The sequence below is a fragment of the Acinetobacter sp. ANC 4973 genome (assembly GCF_002135275.1).
Lineage (GTDB): Bacteria > Pseudomonadota > Gammaproteobacteria > Pseudomonadales > Moraxellaceae > Acinetobacter > Acinetobacter kyonggiensis.
The window spans coordinates 22060-41154 of the sequence record NZ_NEGM01000001.1; the positions used below are offsets into that span (position 1 = coordinate 22060).

16 protein-coding genes are annotated in these 19095 nt (G+C 40.3%); 11 read left to right on the forward strand and 5 right to left on the reverse strand.

Features of this window, described 5'->3' with window-relative positions; genetic code table 11:
• Positions 1-5 precede the first annotated feature (5 nt).
• Positions 6-263, reverse strand: coding sequence for a 50S ribosomal protein L27 (gene rpmA / locus B9T30_RS00135; protein WP_004651212.1), 258 nt, complete (start codon positions 261-263; stop codon positions 6-8).
• Between the two features lie 18 nt (positions 264-281).
• A complete protein-coding gene (gene rplU, locus B9T30_RS00140) occupies positions 282-593 on the reverse strand; it encodes a 50S ribosomal protein L21 (protein WP_067723976.1) in 312 nt (103 codons plus the stop codon).
• Between the two features lie 438 nt (positions 594-1031).
• Here rplU and sdsA point away from each other — a divergent pair, with 438 nt between their 5' ends.
• The 8 genes from sdsA to B9T30_RS00180 all read left to right on the forward strand — a co-directional run bounded on the left by sdsA (position 1032) and on the right by B9T30_RS00180 (position 11707).
• Positions 1032-2009, forward strand: coding sequence for an All-trans-nonaprenyl-diphosphate synthase (gene sdsA, locus B9T30_RS00145; protein WP_086183250.1), 978 nt, complete (start codon positions 1032-1034; stop codon positions 2007-2009).
• A 33-nt stretch (positions 2010-2042) separates the two neighbouring features.
• On the forward strand, positions 2043-4097 hold the full coding sequence (locus tag B9T30_RS00150) for a site-specific recombinase (RefSeq protein WP_086183251.1): 2055 nt from the start codon (positions 2043-2045) through the stop codon (positions 4095-4097).
• 144 nt (positions 4098-4241) lie between these two features.
• Positions 4242-4847 carry a phosphatase PAP2 family protein gene (locus B9T30_RS00155; protein ID WP_086183694.1) on the forward strand — a complete coding sequence of 202 codons (606 nt, stop codon included), beginning with the start codon at positions 4242-4244 and terminating at the stop codon, positions 4845-4847.
• A gap of 32 nt (positions 4848-4879) precedes the next feature.
• Positions 4880-6142 (forward strand): efflux RND transporter periplasmic adaptor subunit, encoded by a 1263-nt coding sequence (locus B9T30_RS00160; RefSeq protein ID WP_086183252.1) that lies wholly within the window; start codon positions 4880-4882, stop codon positions 6140-6142.
• 12 nt (positions 6143-6154) lie between these two features.
• Entirely contained in the window at positions 6155-9343 is a 3189-nt protein-coding gene (locus B9T30_RS00165; protein ID WP_086183253.1) for an efflux RND transporter permease subunit, read from the forward strand.
• Positions 9343-10803 carry a multidrug efflux RND transporter AdeIJK outer membrane channel subunit AdeK gene (gene adeK, locus B9T30_RS00170; RefSeq protein WP_086183254.1) on the forward strand — a complete coding sequence of 487 codons (1461 nt, stop codon included), beginning with the start codon at positions 9343-9345 and terminating at the stop codon, positions 10801-10803. The genes B9T30_RS00165 and adeK overlap by 1 nt, the downstream gene beginning before the upstream one ends.
• A gap of 104 nt (positions 10804-10907) precedes the next feature.
• On the forward strand, positions 10908-11258 hold the full coding sequence (locus B9T30_RS00175) for a YbjQ family protein (protein ID WP_086183255.1): 351 nt from the start codon (positions 10908-10910) through the stop codon (positions 11256-11258).
• Positions 11259-11266: 8 nt separating this feature from the next.
• The gene (locus B9T30_RS00180; protein ID WP_086183256.1) at positions 11267-11707 is read left to right on the forward strand and encodes a YbjQ family protein; all 441 of its coding nucleotides are present in this window, start codon (positions 11267-11269) and stop codon (positions 11705-11707) included.
• Between the two features lie 62 nt (positions 11708-11769).
• Here B9T30_RS00180 and B9T30_RS00185 read toward each other — a convergent pair whose 3' ends face one another.
• From B9T30_RS00185 to B9T30_RS00195, 3 genes are read right to left on the reverse strand one after another with little or no spacing between them, the layout of a single operon-like run.
• The gene (locus tag B9T30_RS00185; RefSeq protein WP_086183257.1) at positions 11770-12477 is read right to left on the reverse strand and encodes an ATP-binding protein; all 708 of its coding nucleotides are present in this window, start codon (positions 12475-12477) and stop codon (positions 11770-11772) included.
• Entirely contained in the window at positions 12474-13280 is an 807-nt protein-coding gene (locus B9T30_RS00190; protein WP_086183258.1) for an SDR family NAD(P)-dependent oxidoreductase, read from the reverse strand. The genes B9T30_RS00185 and B9T30_RS00190 overlap by 4 nt, the downstream gene beginning before the upstream one ends.
• Before the next feature lie 44 nt (positions 13281-13324).
• A complete protein-coding gene (locus B9T30_RS00195; RefSeq protein WP_086183695.1) occupies positions 13325-13987 on the reverse strand; it encodes a hypothetical protein in 663 nt (220 codons plus the stop codon).
• 186 nt (positions 13988-14173) lie between these two features.
• On the opposite strand from B9T30_RS00195, the gene B9T30_RS00200 reads away from it, so the two are divergent.
• Genes B9T30_RS00200 through B9T30_RS00210 form a run of 3 tightly spaced genes read left to right on the forward strand, consistent with a single transcriptional unit; the run spans position 14174 to position 18992 of the window.
• Positions 14174-17065, forward strand: a complete 2892-nt coding sequence (locus B9T30_RS00200; RefSeq protein ID WP_086183259.1) for a valine--tRNA ligase — start codon at positions 14174-14176, stop codon at positions 17063-17065.
• Positions 17066-17125: 60 nt separating this feature from the next.
• A complete protein-coding gene (locus B9T30_RS00205) occupies positions 17126-18265 on the forward strand; it encodes an AAA family ATPase (RefSeq protein ID WP_086183260.1) in 1140 nt (379 codons plus the stop codon).
• A complete protein-coding gene (locus B9T30_RS00210) occupies positions 18258-18992 on the forward strand; it encodes a DUF4435 domain-containing protein (protein WP_086183261.1) in 735 nt (244 codons plus the stop codon). Before B9T30_RS00205 ends, B9T30_RS00210 begins: the two co-directional genes overlap by 8 nt.
• The last annotated feature ends 103 nt before the right edge of the window (positions 18993-19095 follow it).

Here is a 19095-nt window from a genome sequence, read left to right on the forward strand (position 1 = left end):
AAAACTTATACAGTTTCAACTTTTACGTAGCGACGGCCAAATTGACCCTTCACTTCGAATTTGATCACGCCATCAGCGGTAGCAAATAAAGTATGGTCACGGCCCATACCTACGTTTGCACCAGCGTGGAATTCTGTACCACGTTGACGAACAATGATGTTGCCCGCAGTCACAGATTGACCACCGAACATTTTAACGCCTAACATTTTAGGGTTCGAGTCACGACCGTTACGTGTCGATCCACCAGCTTTTTTAGTAGCCATGTTTCATAATCCTCGTAATTAGCCTGAAATAGCAGTAATTTTCAACTCGGTAAACCATTGACGGTGACCTTGTTGTTTACGGTAATGTTTACGACGACGCATTTTAACAATACGGATTTTGTCGTGACGACCGTGGCTAACTACTTCAGCAGTTACTGTAGCACCAGCAACAACTGGAGCACCAATTTGAATGCTTTCGCCGTTTACAAGCATTAATACGTCATCAAACGTAATAGTTGTACCGGTTTCAGCTTTCAATAATTCTACTTTAAGGGTTTCACCCTCAATAACACGGTGCTGTTTACCACCGCTTTGGATTACTGCGTACATAATGTACTCCAAACATGCCCGTGTCGTCGTGTCGATAAAGGAATATATCGATCTTAATACGAGCGCCACTGGGGGATATCTAAGGGCAAACATATTAAGTGATAATAAATCAAACGACAAGCCATTTTAGTGTTTTTTTGCGCCTTACCCATGTTTATTTTATAAACAATCAAATTGCTAAAAAGAAATGATTGCGACATCTAAAGCTGAGATTTTATAAAATGAAATAGATTTTTAAAATCAATTCGCTACTATATGGCATAGACTACAAAATGCCAGCTAAGTCACATATTATATTGGTTGTTAGAATTAGGCCTAAGATAAAACCATTTGCTTAGCCATGATTTAAACATCTATATTAAGATCTTCGCTATATCACTAGATATAATTGCTACACTATATAATAAGCAATTCAATTTTATAGAGGTTTCTCTTCATATGGCCATCGACTTTAAGCAAGATATTCTCGCTCCTGTTGCTTCCGACTTTGCTGCGATGGACACATTTATTAATGAAGGGATTACGTCAAAAGTCGCCTTAGTCATGGCTGTGAGTAAACACGTGGTTGAGGCAGGCGGAAAACGCATGCGTCCTATTATGTGTTTATTGGCAGCAAAAGCATGTGGTGCAACCGATTTAGAACGTCAACGTAAGTTAGCGGCCATTATCGAAATGCTGCATACTGCAACACTGGTGCATGATGATGTAGTCGATGAGTCAGGCTTACGTCGTGGTCGTCCTACTGCCAATGCCACATGGAACAATCAAACTGCGGTTTTAGTCGGTGACTTCCTGATTTCCCGTGCTTTCGATTTGTTGGTCGATTTAAACGACATGACCTTACTGAAAGATTTTTCCACGGGAACCTGTGAAATTGCCGAAGGTGAAGTGCTACAACTTCAAGCACAACATCAACCTGAAACCACAGAACAAACTTATCTCGATATTATTCACGGTAAAACTTCACGCTTATTTGAATTGGCCACTGAAGGTGCAGCCATTTTAACCGGTACGCCAGAGTACCGTGAACCACTGCGAATCTTTGCAGGTCATTTTGGTAATGCCTTCCAAATTATTGATGACATCTTAGATTACACCTCTGATGCGGAAACATTAGGTAAAAATATTGGTGATGATTTAATGGAAGGTAAACCTACTTTGCCATTAATCTCAGCATTACAGAAAACCACAGATCAAGAACATGAAATTGTGCGTTCAAGTATTGCAACTGGCGGTATCGCTCAACTCGACCGTGTCATTGAAATTGTGCAAAACTGTGGTGCACTCGATTATTGCCGCCAACGTGCTACAGAAGAAACTCAATCTGCGCTACATGCTTTAGACCGACTACCAGAGAGCGAATATCGCCAAGCACTGGTTAACTTGACTCAACTTGCTTTAAATCGAATTCAATAATGAATTTCATGAAAATAGATTTTACACTCGCCTATGCATATAAATTTTAATGATCTATTTTTAACCATGCAAGAACAGCTTGAATCTCATCAAGCTGTTCTTGATGATTCGCTGCTCATTGAATTGGTCAATCGTATTCGACCCAATGATGCTACTGATAACGAAGAAATTCAGCATAAATTTCAAGCTTTTCTACAAGCCCTCCTGATTACACCCCATGCTACATCTACTTTACAAACTTTTATCTTAAAACTGATTAGCCAATATAAACAGACCAGTTTATATGCCGACACGGGTATTTTATCACTGGATGGATTTTGGAATCAGCTCGCCCAACGTTTAGGCGCTCACTTTCTGCCCCTGATTAATGATGAAAGCCAACTGCAAGATTTAGTCCGTCGTGTCTTTTATCAACGTAGTGATAAATATTGGCTGGACAGCATTTCTCATGCTGATTGGCAAAAGTTATTTACACTACTAAATCAAGGTCATGGCAATCAATCAGAAAAGCTTAAAATTAAAAGTGAGCTGATTAAAGCGATTACTGTTTTATCTTATCGAATTAGTGGGATTGGGCTGTATCCAGAGTTCATCAATGCACAACCCGACTTAACCGAATATGAGTCACCTTTTCTGGTGCAAAATCGCGAAATTGTAGAGTTTATTCAATACTATAAAAAGCTACATCAACATACAGACACTATAGCCGTGACGGTTCCACCTGATGCCGCACAAGCCTTGGTGATGATTGAGCAATGTCGTGATGTGGTGTTAAAAATTCGCCGTGCCACCAAAAGAATTGGCGTTAGCCTTAGTCTGACCTATTTGCTGTCTTTACTTGAGCAATGTTTAGACCGAATTGAACTGTTACTCAATTTGATTGTGGATGAAAATAAAATTCGCTATGAATCTTTAGGCTTACTTATGGTGGATATCACCACCGCAATTTACAGTGAGCGTAGCGTTCGATCCCTTTTGGCCACCAACAGTGAATTAATTGCCTTACAAGTCACAGAAAATGCCAGTAAAACGGGTGAGCATTATGTGAGTACGGACAAGCAAGGCTTTTGGTCGATGTACAAGTCCGCTGCTGGTGCAGGCGTGATTATTGCTACCATGGCAACATTAAAAATATTGTCAGCACGTATGATCATGGCACCCATGATGCAGGCTTTTATTTTCAGCATGAACTATTCACTTGGTTTTATGTTGATTCACGTTTTGCATTTTACTGTTGCAACCAAGCAACCTGCGATGACAGCCGCTGCACTTGCTGCCACAGTACAGCATCGTAAAGGCTCTAAAACAGCACAGATTGCTGAACTTGCAGCACTGATTATTAATATTATCCGCACTCAATTTATTGCAATTTTAGGAAACATTTCAATTGCCATTCCAACTGCGGCAATCATTACCCTGCTCTGGCAATACGGAATGGATGAACCTCTTTTGAGTCATGCCAAAGCCACCAGAACCTTGCATTCACTCAACCCTTTTACGTCATTAGCCATTCCACATGCTGCCATTGCAGGTGTCTGTTTGTTTTTTTCGGGGCTAATTGCAGGTTACTTTGACAACATGGCCGTGTACCGCAAAGTCGGTCCACGTTTACAAGCCCATGCGCATCTCAAACTGATATTAGGACAAGAGCGTCTTAATACATTTGCTGCTTATATTGAACGTAATTTAGGTGCTTTGGCTGGGAATTTTTTATTCGGAATTATGCTCGGAAGCATGGGCACCATTGGTTTCATCTTAGGTCTTCCCCTCGATATTCGACATATTGCGTTTGCTTCTGCCAACTTTATTCAAGGCTTAATCAATATTAATGGTAGTCCTGAAATTGGCTTAATTTTTGTATCATTTTTAGGGGTGTTATTGATTGGTCTGACAAACTTATTTGTCAGCTTTACCCTGACCATTATTGTGGCACTTCGTGCACGACGGGTTCGATTTGAACAGTGGAAGCCTTTGGCTAAACTTGTACTCACTCATTTTTTAACCAGACCAAGTGACTTTTTTTGGCCACCCAAGACCCCCTTGGAAGTGGATGAATCTTCTCCATCACAAAAAATTATACATAAATAATTTTTTGTTTTACTTCTCATTTAAAAATGAGTAAAAAAGAAATGAGCATAATTTACACGCACTTGAAATAAAGTGTACTGATGAGTACACTTTAAGCATTAATTGGCCATGCTCCAATCGGCCAATATAACAAAGGTCAATCAAATGCCTTATTGGTTGCTTGGTGTAGGATTTTTCTTATTTTTTTTCAATGTATTAGTGATTTTCACTCCTTCACTCAGTCACTTTGATCTCGTGATTGTCGAATGGATAAGCCAACATCGCACAGTACATTTAAATACGATCTCCATGACACTTTCTGCTATGGGGGGCATACCATTTGTTCTATTTTTGACCTCCTTATGGTGTTTTCACCAAGGCTGGTACAAAAAGTATACAAATGTTGTTTTTATTGGTTTAGGCCTTATAGGGAGTACTGCCACAGTTTGGCTACTCAAATATATATTTTCAAGACCGCGACCACCTGAAATGTATCATCTGGTTCAAAGCTATGGTGCTTCATTTCCCAGTGCTCATAGTGTTTATGCCGCGACGTTGAGCTGTCTTGTCATTTATTTAAGCCAAAAACATTCAAAGCACCAACTTATTTGTGTCTGTGCTGTTACATGGTTGTTGATCATGGGAATTTCAAGGGTTTACCTTGGTGTGCATTTCCCCTCTGATGTCTTAGCAGGTTGGAGCATAGGTTTTATTTGGATCACACTACTTTATATGTTGTATGCCAAATTCAGTAGCGCGAAAACAAATTAATTTTTAGATAATAATCTAATCGAGGTGGAACAATGATGTCTGCAAAGCTATGGGCGCCCGCCCTAACCGCTTGCGCATTAGCAACAAGTATTGCACTTGTTGGTTGTAGCAAAGATCCCAAGGATGCACAGCAAGCTGCTGCTGCCCAAAAAATGCCTCCGACTGAAGTCGGTGTCATTGTTGCTCAACCACAAAGCGTAGAGCAATCGGTAGAACTTTCAGGCCGTACCACGGCATTTGAAATTTCTGAAGTCCGTCCTCAAACCAGTGGTGTGATTCTCAAACGTCTATTCACTGAAGGTAGTTATGTTCGTGAAGGTCAAGCGTTGTATGAAATTGACTCACGTACCAACCGTGCTAGCGTTGATAGTGCACGTGCTGCACTAAATCGCCAACAAGCAAACTTAAATGCTTTACGTGTTAAAGAAAGCCGTTATCGTCAACTTGTCGGCAGCAATGCCATTTCAAAACAAGACTATGATGATATGGTTGCCCAAGTTAAGTTAGCTGAAGCAGATGTAGCATCCACTCAAGCTGAACTGAAAAATGCTGAAATTAACCTCGGTTTTTCTACAGTTCGTTCACCTATTTCAGGTCAAACCAACCGTTCAACAGTAACAGTTGGTGCATTAGTCACGGCAAGCCAAGCAGATCCTTTAGTGACTGTTCAGCGCTTAGACCCGATTTATGTCGACATTAACCAATCTAGCTCTGAATTGTTACGTTTACGTCAACAACTGAGCCAAGGTCGTTTAGATAGCAGCAACAATACCAAAGTAAAATTGAAGCTAGAAGATGGTAGCTACTACCCAGTTGAAGGTCGTCTTGCATTCTCTGATGCCAGTGTGAATCCAGATACTGGAACCATTACCATACGTGCAGTATTCCCGAATCCAAATCATTTATTGCTTCCGGGTATGTATGCCACTGCTCAAATTGTACAAGGTGTTATTCCGAATGCCATCTTGATTCCTCAAGCTGCAATTACCCGCACCCCGACTGGTCAAGCAATTGCCATGGTGGTGAATGCCAAAGGTGTTGTTGAGACACGCCCTGTTGAAACGGTCGGTGTACAAGGCAAAGATTGGATCGTAACGAGTGGCTTAACCACTGGTGAAAAAGTAATTGTTGATGGTGTAGCGAAGGTCAAAGAAGGTGCAACAGTCGTTGCTAAACCTTATCAACCTCAAGCAGCTGCACCTCAAGGTGATGCTGCACAACCTGCGGCAGAAGCAAATAAAGCAGACAAACCAGCGCAGCCTAAAGCTGAACAAAAAGCTACTTCAAATACATAAGGGGTAGACTGAATGGCTCAATTTTTTATTCATCGCCCAATCTTTGCATGGGTGATTGCATTGGTGATTATGCTGGCGGGTATTTTAACCCTCAGCGGCATGCCAATTGCACAATATCCGACCATTGCTCCACCGGTGGTCACCATTGCTGCAACTTATCCAGGTGCATCTGCTGAAACTGTAGAAAATACAGTGACACAGATCATTGAGCAGCAAATGAACGGTCTTGATGGCTTGCGCTATATTTCTTCAAATAGTGCAGGTAACGGTCAAGCTTCTATTTCTTTGAACTTTGAACAAGGTATCGACCCCGATATTGCTCAGGTTCAAGTACAAAATAAATTACAATCCGCGACTGCACTGCTTCCTGAAGATGTGCAACGTCAGGGTGTAAAAGTAACGAAATCTGGCGCAAGCTTCTTACAAGTACTGGCATTTTATTCTCCGAATGATGCACTTACAGATGCCGACATTAAAGACTATGTGAATTCAAATATTTCTGAACCACTCAGTCGTGTAGCGGGTGTAGGTGAAATACAAGTATTTGGTGGTTCTTATGCCATGCGTATTTGGTTAGATCCTGCAAAACTGACGAGTTTCCAACTCACACCAAGTGATGTAGTTGTTGCTTTACGTGCCCAAAATGCACAAGTTGCAGTGGGTCAATTAGGCGGTGCACCGGCAGTTGCAGGTCAAGTTCTGAATGCTACGGTTAATGCACAAAGTCTTTTACAAACTGCTGAACAGTTCCAAAATATTTTCTTGAAAAGTATGGGTTCTGGTGCAAAAGTTACTTTAGGTGATGTAGCCAAAGTTGAATTAGGCTCGGACAATTATCAGTTTACTTCTAAATTCAATGGTAAGCCTGCTGGTGGTGTAGCCATTAAACTTGCAACAGGTGCCAATGCTTTAGACACAGCAGCTGCTGTTGAAGAACGTTTAGTACAATTACGTAAAAACTACCCAAGTGGCTTACAAGATAAACTGGCGTACGATACGACTCCATTTATCAAACTTTCAATTGAAAGTGTAGTTCATACTTTAATTGAAGCGATTATTCTTGTATTTATTGTGATGTTCCTGTTCTTACAGAACTGGCGCGCAACCATTATTCCAACCATGGCGGTTCCTGTCGTCGTGTTGGGTACGTTTGCCATCATTAACGTATTTGGTTTCTCCATTAATACACTGACCATGTTTGCCATGGTTCTTGCCATTGGTCTTCTGGTGGATGATGCCATTGTTGTCGTCGAGAACGTGGAACGGGTGATGGTTGAAGAACACCTCGACCCTGTTGCAGCAACTGAAAAGTCGATGAAGCAGATTTCGGGTGCCTTAATTGGTATTACTACTGTATTAACCGCAGTATTTGTACCGATGGCATTCTTTAGTGGCACAACGGGTGTCATTTACCGTCAGTTCTCTATTACTCTAGTCACTGCAATGATTTTATCATTGACCGTAGCTTTAACCTTTACCCCTGCGCTTTGTGCAACGTTGTTGAAACAACACGATAAAGACAAAGAGCAAAGTAATGGTATTTTTGCGCGCTTCTTTCGCTGGTTTAACCATCGTTTTGAACGCATGGCTGAAGGCTACCAAAAATGGGTCGGCAAACTGCTGATTCACAAGTTCATTGCGGGCGCAATTTATGCTGTGGTGCTTGTTGGTTTGTTGTTCCTCTTTAAAAACCTACCAAGCTCATTCTTACCTGATGAAGATCAGGGCGTCGTGATGACACTGGTTCAACTTCCGCCGAATGCGACCCTTGACCGTACTGAAAAAGTCATTGATCAAATGACGGGCTTCTTCTTAGAAGGTGAGCAGCAAAAACCCTATGTTGAATCTTTATTTAGTGTTGCGGGCTTCTCGTTCACGGGTGTCGGTCAAAATGCGGGTCTTGCATTTATTCAGTTGAAAGACTGGAGCGAACGTACCACGCCTCAATCTCAAATTGGTGCCATTATCCAACGTGGTATGGCACTCAATGTGATTGCTAAAGATGCATCTTACATCATGCCATTGCAGCTTCCTGCAATGCCAGAATTGGGTGTTTCTGCTGGCTTTAACTTTATGCTAAAAGATTCTGCGGGTAATGGTCATGAAAAACTGGTGACTGCTCGTAACATGATCTTAGGTATGGCGGCTCAAGACAAACGTCTTGCAGGTGTCCGTCCAAACGGTCAAGAAGACACACCTCAGTATAAAATTTATGTTGATAATGAAAAAGCCAGCGCTATGGGCGTTAGTATTTCAGAAATTAACAGTACCATGAGTATTGCTTGGGGCGGTTCATACATCAATGACTTCATCGACCGTGGTCGTGTGAAAAAAGTGTATGTACAGGCTGTTCCTGATGCACGTATGATGCCTGAAGATCTGAACAAGTGGTATGTACGTAACACTGCTGGGCAAATGGTTCCCTTCTCTACCTTTGCTACAGGTGAATGGACCTATGGTTCACCACGTCTTGAACGTTATAACGGTATTTCATCGGTTAACATTCAAGGTACACCTGCGCCGGGTGTCAGCTCGGGTGATGCAATGTTGGCAATGGAAGAAATCATGGCCAAACTTCCTTCGATGGGTATGACTGGTTTTGATTATGAATGGACTGGTTTATCTTTAGAAGAACGTGAAGCAGGTTCGCAAACTGCCGGACTTTATGCATTATCGATGTTAATCGTGTTCTTATGTCTTGCTGCTCTGTATGAAAGCTGGTCTATTCCATTTTCTGTACTGTTGGTCATTCCTTTAGGTATTGTTGGTGCGATTGGTTTAACCTTCTTAGGCATGGTTCTGCTTAAAGATCCGAACTTAACCAATAACATTTACTTCCAAGTCGCCATTATTGCCGTCATTGGTTTGGCTGCAAAAAATGCGATCTTGATTGTAGAATTTGCCAAGGAGCTACAAGAAGATAAAGGTGAGCCTTTACTTGAAGCAACCCTGCATGCAGCAAAAATGCGTTTACGTCCAATTATTATGACCACTTTAGCCTTCGGTTTTGGTGTACTTCCTCTAGCACTGTCTTCAGGTGCGGGTGCAGGTAGCCAACACTCTGTCGGTTATGGTGTACTGGGTGGCGTAATCAGTTCTACTTTATTGGGTATCTTCTTTATTCCAGTCTTCTATGTTTGGATTCGAAGTATCTTTAAATATAAACCTAAAAACCAAAATAATCAGGAGCAAGCATCGTGATGCAAAAAGTATGGTCTATTTCAGGTCGTAGCATTGCGGTATCTGCACTTGCGCTTGCTTTGACAGCCTGTCAAAGCATGCGTGGCCCAGAGCCCGTAGCTCAAGCAAATATTCCAGAACAAGGTTATTTAACCGATGTTTCTGGTCCTTCAATTGCTGAGCAAGGTTATAAAGACTTTTTTGCCGATCAACGCCTGTTACAGGTGCTTGATTTAGCATTAGCCAATAACCGTGATTTGCGTACTTCGACTTTGAATATTCAACGTGCGCAACAACAGTACCAAATTACTGAAAACAACCAACTTCCAACCATTGGTGCAAGTGGCGGCGTACTTCGTCAAGACACTTTAAGCAGCCAAAAGCCTATCACCAGCTACAATGTTGGCTTAGGTGTGACGGCGTATGAGTTGGATTTTTGGGGTCGTGTTCGTAGTTTAAAAGACAATGCTTTAGACTCGTATTTAGCAACCTCAAGTGCGCGTGATGCCACTCAAATTGCGTTGATTGGTCAAGTGGCTCAAGCATGGTTGAATTACTCGTTTGCCAATGCAAATTTAAAACTTGCTGACCAAACGCTAAAAGCTCAACTTGAATCTTATAATCTTAACAAAAAACGTTTCGATGTTGGAATCGACAGTGAAGTACCTGTTCGTCAGGCACAGATCTCTGTAGAAACTGCCCGTAATGATGTTGCAAATTATAAAACTCAGATTGCTCAAGCCAAGAACTTGCTGAACCTCCTTGTTGGTCAGCAAGTACCTGAAAACTTGTTGCCTAATCAACGTGTAACACGCATTAGCAAAAGCAATGTGGTTGGCGCTGGTTTACCAAGTGACTTGTTGAATAATCGTCCTGATATCCGTGCTGCTGAATATAAACTGTCTGCTGCGGGTGCCAATATTGGTGCGGCTAAAGCACGTATGTTCCCAACCATTAGTTTGACGGGTTCTGCTGGCTATGCGTCGACTGACCTAAGTGACTTGTTCAAATCAGGTGCATTTATTTGGTCTCTGGGTCCAAGCCTAGATATTCCAATTTTCGATTGGGGTACGCGTAAAGCCAACATCAAAATTTCAGAAACAGATCAACAAATTGCGTTATCTGACTATGAAAAATCAATTCAGTCCGCTTTCCGCGAAGTGAATGATGCTTTGGCCGTGCGTCAAAATATTGGTGATCGTTTAGCTGCGCAACGTCGTTTAGTCGATGCCACCAATACCACGTATAAACTTTCAAATGCTCGCTTCCGTGCTGGTATTGATAGTTATTTGACTGTGTTAGATGCTCAACGTACTTCTTATGCAGCGGAACAAGGTTTATTGTTGCTCGAACAAGCCAACATGAACAATCAAGTTGAAGTGTATAAAACACTCGGTGGTGGTGTTAAAGCCAATACCGGTGATGCAACTCAACAGCAGCCGTCTACGGCGGAGCGTAAAGCAGCAAACAACGCTCAATAATTCTAAACCCATATTAAAAAAGCCTGCGCCATGCAGGCTTTTTTATTGCTTTTTAAAGCCTGATTTCCTATCTTGATGACAACGTATTAATTTGAATATCAAAAATGCTTTTAAGTAATTTAGAATCTGTTCCCGGCCACACCATTAGCCGTCAAATTGATGTGGTTTATGGCAGTACTGTGCGTAGTAAACACGTTGGACGTGATTTGCTGGCAGGGCTGAAAAACATTGTCGGGGGTGAACTGACCGCCTATACCGAATTATTAGAAGAATCACGCCAAGAAGCCATGAGCCGTATGATTGATAAAGCACAATCCATGGGTGCCAATGCCATTGTTGGTATTCGATTCTCTACTTCAAATATTGCTCAAGGTGCATCTGAACTTTTTGTTTATGGTACGGCTGTTGTTGTTCAGCCTGTCGCACCTAAACTTCCTGATCCATTTAGCGCATAGGCGATTGTATGGATGGATTAATTTTTCAAATTGTTGTTTTTCTCATTCTATTTGCAGTAGGTTGGGGTTTTGGTCGTCATATCGAACAAAAACATCTGCGTGAACTCGATGAAAAAGAAAAGCAATTTGCACATATTGGTATTGATACCCATCGCTTTGTCGAGACATCTGCAAAAGGACAACTGGTCAGTAGCAATGTCGTCATCTCACATGATTATTTTAAATACGTGCTTGCCAATATTCAGAATTTTTTCGGTGGTCGTTTAACCAGTTATGAAAGTGTGGTTGAACGTGCGCGGCGTGAAGCCATGATTCGACTCAAGCAAGAAGCACATGCGATGGGTGCAAATCATATTATGGGCGTGCGTCTTAATACAACGGAACTCGGCATGCAAGGGGGCATGGTTGAAGTCTTTGCTTATGGCACGGCTATCATCAACCATCATTAGAAAAGCAAAACAATGTCCTGATCAGCTTTGTGACAGGACATCATCCCTACTGTGCAAAATCCCTACTCGGCAAATATCGCTTGCCAGTAGTGATAGGTTTTTTCTTCGCCGTTGTCTAACTTGAACTCATAAGACATGTTACGCGTTTCAACAATATTAAAATCAACAGGAGTTTTGAACAAACCACCTGCATAAGCAAAAGTGTGATATTCGCCATTTTCACCACACACATCGACTTCGGCTGGCATTAAGTCAATCAATGCAGAACTAATATCTTGCCCGATAAAAGCTTCACCCAACTTACTGGCATCGGTCACAATAATTTTGGTTTTTATGCCTGACGCTAAGAAATCTTGCATCACTTCATTCGAGTTTTGATTCCACAAAGGCTCAACCACTTCAATTCCCAGTGGATGCAAACGATCTTCACGATATTTACGTACATCACTTAAATAAATGTCACCAAAAATAAAGTGCTCTACCCCCTGCGCTTTAAAGTGATTGGCGGCATCCAACATGCGTTGCTCATACACAGGTAGATTCTTAGGTAGAAATACTGGATACAGTGGAATACCGATACTTTCAGCTTGCTTCAACAACAATGCATGAGGAATGGCATGCATTGAAGACAGTTCTGTTTCTTCATTCACTGTTGTTAATAAGGCAACAACCTCAAATTGATTTTGCTGTAAAACGTTATACAGTGCTAAAGCGGAATCTTTACCACCACTCCAGTTAAATACAGCTTTTTTACGAATATTCACACTTATTTCACTTTGGCTTTACGAATCATTTTATACAGTAAGCGTGGAGATAAGCGAGATACCCACACGCCCAGTTGTTCTTTTTTCCCGCCAACCACAATATATTCTTCATCTTTCAATAAAGCAGTCACCACTATTTTTGCAAAGGCTTCTGGCTCTAAACCATTTTCAATGGCTTCATCTTGATACCCTTGAGCTTTGCCTTCACCATTTAAAGCATTGAACGACACATTGGTTTTCACAAAACCGGGGAAAATCACAGAAACTCCCACACCTTCGTCCGCCACTTCGGCACGTAGACTATTCGCCCACATATGAATCGCGGCTTTAGCGGCTGAATAAGACGCACGATATTGTGTTCCTAACAAACCCGCCACACTGGAAACAAATGCGATTCGACCCGATTTTTGCTTTAAAAATGTCGGTAACACCGTTTTGGTAAGAAAGACTTGTGAAAAGTAATCCACTTCCATAATGGCACGTTCAGTTTGCATGCTGGTATCGGCAATTAAAGCACGCTGGCTCAAACCTGCATTATTAATGAGCCAATCAATACGACCTTTCTGTTCAAGGACTTGCGCATAAGCATGACGCACTTGCGCCTCATCGGTAATATCCGCAGTTAGACAAATATGTCGAGCTGGATGGACTAAACTTTGGCGGACACCTTCCAATTCATCTATACGACGTGCAGTTAAGATAACCTGTGCGCCTTGTAAAGCGCACTCTTGTGCAAGGGCTTTACCTAAGCCAGAAGATGCACCTGTAATCCATACCACTTTATTGTCTAAACTGCCCTGCTTTGCCATAGTACTTTCCTGTTTTTACTCAATCTTACACATTTGTGCATGGGTTATTGTTTTGGTACATGACTCAAAAACATGAGGAAATGATCAAAATAACGTGGTGTCGTTTCAGCATCATACTGTGTACCCAATTTTTCTAAACGCTTATAACCCATTTGCGTGGTCAAACTAATCACCCCATTTAATGTTTTATCAACCACCAAGTTGAATTTCAACATTTTTTTAGGCTCACGTACCAAACTTGTCACGCCCTGATCCACCATTTGAGTAAATGCCTTTAAAGCTGGTGAAGCATAGTGAATATTTCCCTGTTTCATTTGCTCTATACACTCAAAAAGTTCCACTACCAACAAGTGATCGACATGATAAGAAATATAATTTTGACCATCTTTTTCATGGGCCATATTTTCTAAATAATTCACCATCGGCGTCAGGCGTTCATTGGCAAAGAATGAAACTGACCAAGGCATATATTTACGTACCATCTCTAAAATTTGCTGAACGACTTTTTCTGATTCATGATCTTTAGATTGCGATAACCGTGCAATTTCACCAAACACTTGATCGACAATTTCACAAGAAATATCTGCCAGCACTTCACCTAAGGGTTTGGCCAAACTTTCAGTTTCACCTTGATTCAATTGTTGATGAATCTGCTGAAAGCGTTGGTGGGTTTCGGGTGTTAATTTTAAAGAAATTACATAATTCATCATGATGACCTCCTTGTTAGAATTATTCTGCGACCATGCGTGCTGTTCTTATTGAATGCTTATCATAAGATACTTATTCAGTCTGTGCCAAACGCTTATTTTTTGCATTTGCTTAACATGCCTAATCTGTGTTTTTTTTTGCTACAATAGAACCAATTTTTTATTCACTTTTGATCTGTTTTTACTATGACTGATTCTGCTCAAAATATTGCTACGACCTACGATCCAACCGAGATCGAAAAAAAATGGTACAAGACTTGGGAAGACAATGGCTATTTTAAGCCGTCTCAAAAAGGTGATTCATTCTGTATCATGATTCCGCCGCCAAACGTCACTGGTAGCTTGCATATGGGTCATGGTTTTAACAATGCCATTATGGATGCCTTGACGCGTTATAATCGTATGTCGGGTAAAAATACCTTATGGCAACCGGGGACAGACCATGCGGGTATCGCAACGCAAATGGTGGTTGAACGCCAATTGGCGGCACAAGACATTAGCCGTCATGACTTAGGTCGTGAAAAGTTCATCGACAAAATCTGGGAATGGAAAGAACAATCGGGTAATAACATTACCAACCAGATTCGTCGCTTAGGGTCATCTGTCGACTGGTCACGTGAACGTTTCACCATGGATGATGGTTTATCCAATGCCGTGAAAGAAGTCTTCGTTCGTTTGCATAAAGACGGTTTAATTTACCGTGGCAAACGCTTAGTCAACTGGGATCCAAAATTACAAACTGCCCTGTCTGACCTTGAAGTTGAATCAGTAGAAGAAAAAGGTTCACTTTGGCATTTCAAATATTTCTTTGAAGATAAGTCACTCAAAACGCAAGATGGCAAAGACTATTTAGTCGTTGCGACGACGCGTCCTGAAACCTTACTTGGTGACTCGGCTGTTGCGGTGCATCCTGAAGATGAACGCTATGCGCACCTTGTAGGTAAAAACATTGTACTGCCAATTACAGGTCGCCTCGTCCCTGTCGTTGCTGATGAATATGTTGAAAAAGATTTCGGTACAGGCTGTGTAAAAATCACTCCTGCGCATGACTTCAATGACTATGAAGTGGGTAAACGCTGTGAATTACCTATTATCAATATTTTCAACAAAAATGCAGAAGTGTTGGCTGAGTTTGAATTCATTGCCAAAGCGGGCGAACAAATTTCTAAAACCATTGCTGCCCCTGCGGACTACATTGGTTTAGAGCGTTTTGCGGCACGTAAAAAATTGGTTGAACAAGCTGAAGCTGAAGGTTGGTTAGAACAAATTCAACCGTATGACTTGAAAGCACCACGCGGTGACCGTTCAGGCGTGATCGTTGAACCATTATTGACCGATCAATGGTATGTAAAAATTGCACCTTTGGCTGAACCTGCAATTCAAGCTGTAAAAAATGGCGACATTAAATTTGTGCCTGAACAATACAGCAATATGTATATGTCTTGGATGAACAACATTCAAGACTGGTGTATTTCACGTCAATTGTGGTGGGGTCACCGTATTCCTGCTTGGTACGATGTAGATGGCAACGTTTATGTCGGTCGTAATGAAGCTGAAGTCCGCGAAGAAAATGGCATTGTTGCTGATGTTCAATTGACGCAAGACGAAGATGTGTTAGATACGTGGTTCTCATCGGGTTTGTGGACATTCTCAACACTTGGTTGGACTGGCGACGCGAAGAAAGATGCGGAAAACTATTTCCTCAATACCTTCCATCCAACGGATGTATTGGTAACAGGTTTTGACATTATCTTCTTCTGGGTTGCCCGCATGATCATGATGACCATGCACTTCATGAAAAATGAAGATGGCACACCTCAAGTTCCGTTCAAAACGGTGTATGTGCATGGTTTGGTGCGTGATGGCGAAGGTCAAAAAATGTCTAAATCTAAGGGGAACGTGCTTGATCCTTTAGACCTCATTGACGGTGTAGACCTTGAAACCTTGGTACAAAAACGTACCACAGGTTTGATGAATCCAAAACAAGCAGCGAAGATTGAAAAATCAACCCGTAAAGAATTCCCAGAAGGCATTCAAGCTTACGGTACAGATGCAGTTCGTTTCACATTCTGCGCGCTTGCCAACACAGGTCGCGACATTAAGTTCGACATGAAACGTGTTGAAGGCTACCGTAACTTTGCCAACAAAATTTGGAACGGTACACGTTTTGTTCTGATGAATGTTGAAGGTCAAACGGTTGGTCAAACAGCGCGTCCTGATCTTTGGGAACTCCCTGAACAATGGATCGTGAGTCGTTTACAGAAAGCCGAACAAGCTGTTCAACAAGCCTTTGCGACTTATCGTTTAGACTTGGCTGCGCAAGCGATTTACGAGTTCATCTGGAATGAATACTGTGACTGGTATGTAGAGCTGACCAAGCCTGTTCTAAATGATGAAAATGTTGCTGAAGAACGTAAAGCAGAAGTTCGCCGTGTATTACTTGCGGTAATGGAAGCGTCTTTACGTCTTGCACATCCAATCATGCCGTATTTGACCGAAGAAATTTGGCAAACCCTTGCACCAATGATTGGTTTGGGTGGCGACACCATTATGACCGCGGCTTACCCTATTGCTGACCCTGCAAAAATCAATGATCAAGCTGAAGCAGACATGCAATGGCTACAAGGTTTGATTGGCGCTGTACGTAATATTCGTGGTGAAATGGGCTTAGGTAATGCACGTTTACTGCCTGTATTACTACAAAACACCACCGATGCTGAAAAAGCACAGATTGCACGTATTGAACCTTTGGTGAAAGCATTGGCTAAAGTGGAAAGCATTACTTTCCTGACTGAAGCTGAGCAACCACCATTGTCTTCATCAAGCGTTGTCGGTCATGTGTCTGTATTCGTTCCAATGAAGGGTTTAATTGACCCGAAAGCGGAATTGGGTCGTTTGCAAAAAGACTTTGATAAAGTTCAAAAACAGCATGACCAAATTACAGGCAAACTTTCAAATGAAGGTTTTGTGGCAAAAGCACCTGCTGCTGTGGTTGAAGGTGAAAAAGTGAAATTGGCTGAGTTTGCAGATCAATTAGTTAAAATTAAAGCGAATATGGATCAGATTGCGGCGCTTTAATGTGTTGTTAAATATCTAAAAAATAAGATAAAATCCCTTCATAATTGAGGGGATTTTTTTATGAAAATTAAATATGTCGAAATTGATTCACTATTTGGGCGCGAAGGTACAATATCTTTAAACTTTCAAGAAGACCTAAATGTTCTTACAGGTAAGAATGGTGCAGGAAAAACCAATATTCTTAAATTAATTTGGTACATTATCAGTGGTAACATTGATAAAGCAATTGAAGAGATTAATTTTAGAAGTTGCCTAATAAAAACAGATTTATATGAAATTAGAGTCAATTTAATTAGAAAAAATTATTGCACTGCCTTAATTACACCGAAAGATAAAGAAACAATTACCTTCATGGATTATGAAGATGAAGATGTTCTTATATCAGCAGAAGATGAAGCAAATCGATACATAAAAAATATCGGAAGCAGTGTATTTTTACCAACGTTTCGAAGGATCGAAGGTGGATTTACTTTAGATAACAATTACAACAATTCTTTCTACAGAAAAATTACAAAAAATGAAATTGAAGATGCATTAGGTAAATTATCAACTCATTTAACTAACAAAGATCATGTTTTTGTAACTTCAATTTCATCCGTTGATATTTCCAATTTATTATTAAAAGAATATACTAAAATTTCAGAGTATTCTAACGAAATTCAAAAAGATCAAGCTAATAAAATTATTAGATCAATTTCAAGTTTTTCAAAAGATGATAAAAATAGGAAAGATGAATTAGAGGAAGCAATTAAGTTAATTGATAATATTAAAACTGAAATTGAATTTTCTGAAAAACTTAGAAATAAGGCTATGAAGCCATTATTAGAAGTACAAAATGTAGTACAAAAAATATTTAAAAAATCTGGCATCGAATTCACTAAAAAAATTACTTTTGGTGATGCGGCTACTGCTATTAAATCGAATATGCTATCAGCAGGCGAAAAACAAATGCTGAGTTTTATTTGCTATAATGCCTTTTACAATAATACTATCTTTTTCATAGATGAACCTGAATTAAGCCTGCATGTAGATTGGCAAAGACGGCTTTTTTTAATGCTTAATCAACAAAACTCTTCTAATCAATTTATCATTACCACTCACTCACCATTTATATATAGTAAATATCCAGAAAAGGAAGTGTGTGTAGATCTACGTCAAGATAAAGGAAATTCAGAAAATTTAGGGGAAAGCAATGAGTGATCCTAAATATCCGTCGGTTTCCGAGATCATTAGTACTATTAAAAGATCAGATCTATTAAATGTAATCATAGAAGGTAAAGATGATATTCTTGTATATAGAAAACTTGAAAAAATTTATTTCGATCAAGATTTAAGTTTAATTGCCGCTGGATGTAGACCGAAAGTTCTGCAAGTTTTTGATGAAATAAAATCTACTGAAGAACTAAAAAATTGTATATTTATAGTAGATCAAGACACTTGGATTATTAATGGCGTTCCCCTAAAATACTCTCATGATAGAGTTTTAACTACTACTGGATATTCTATTGAAAATGATGTTTATATTGATACCAAAATTGAAGATATAATTGATACACATAAAAACATCCATGAATATAAAGACCATCTAGAGAAATATATTAAATGGTTTACTTTGGCACTTTCAAGAAATTCTTCTCTAAAAATAACTCCATTCAAATTTTTTGAAAGCGAAAATAGTATAAATAAGTTTACTTTATTAGATAATGGAGAGGTATTTAATGATCAGCTTCATCAAGATCTGAGTCAAAATTATCATTATAAATTAAGAGGTAAAAACTTACTTTCATTAGGTGCATGGTTTTTAAATGATAAGGCTACCTCAGGACATTTTAATACTCAATCTTGGATGATTCAAACCCCTATTAATATAGATAATGGTCATATTCAAAATCTGTTTAATAAAGTTGGTGATCTGTGTCCTTCGTAGGCTCTACTAAGTATTAAAAAACCTCTTTTATACCTCTTCCTTTTGGGAGAGGTAAATCACAAAACCCCATGCCCCAACAACATCTCCTGCCCACTCTCTTTTC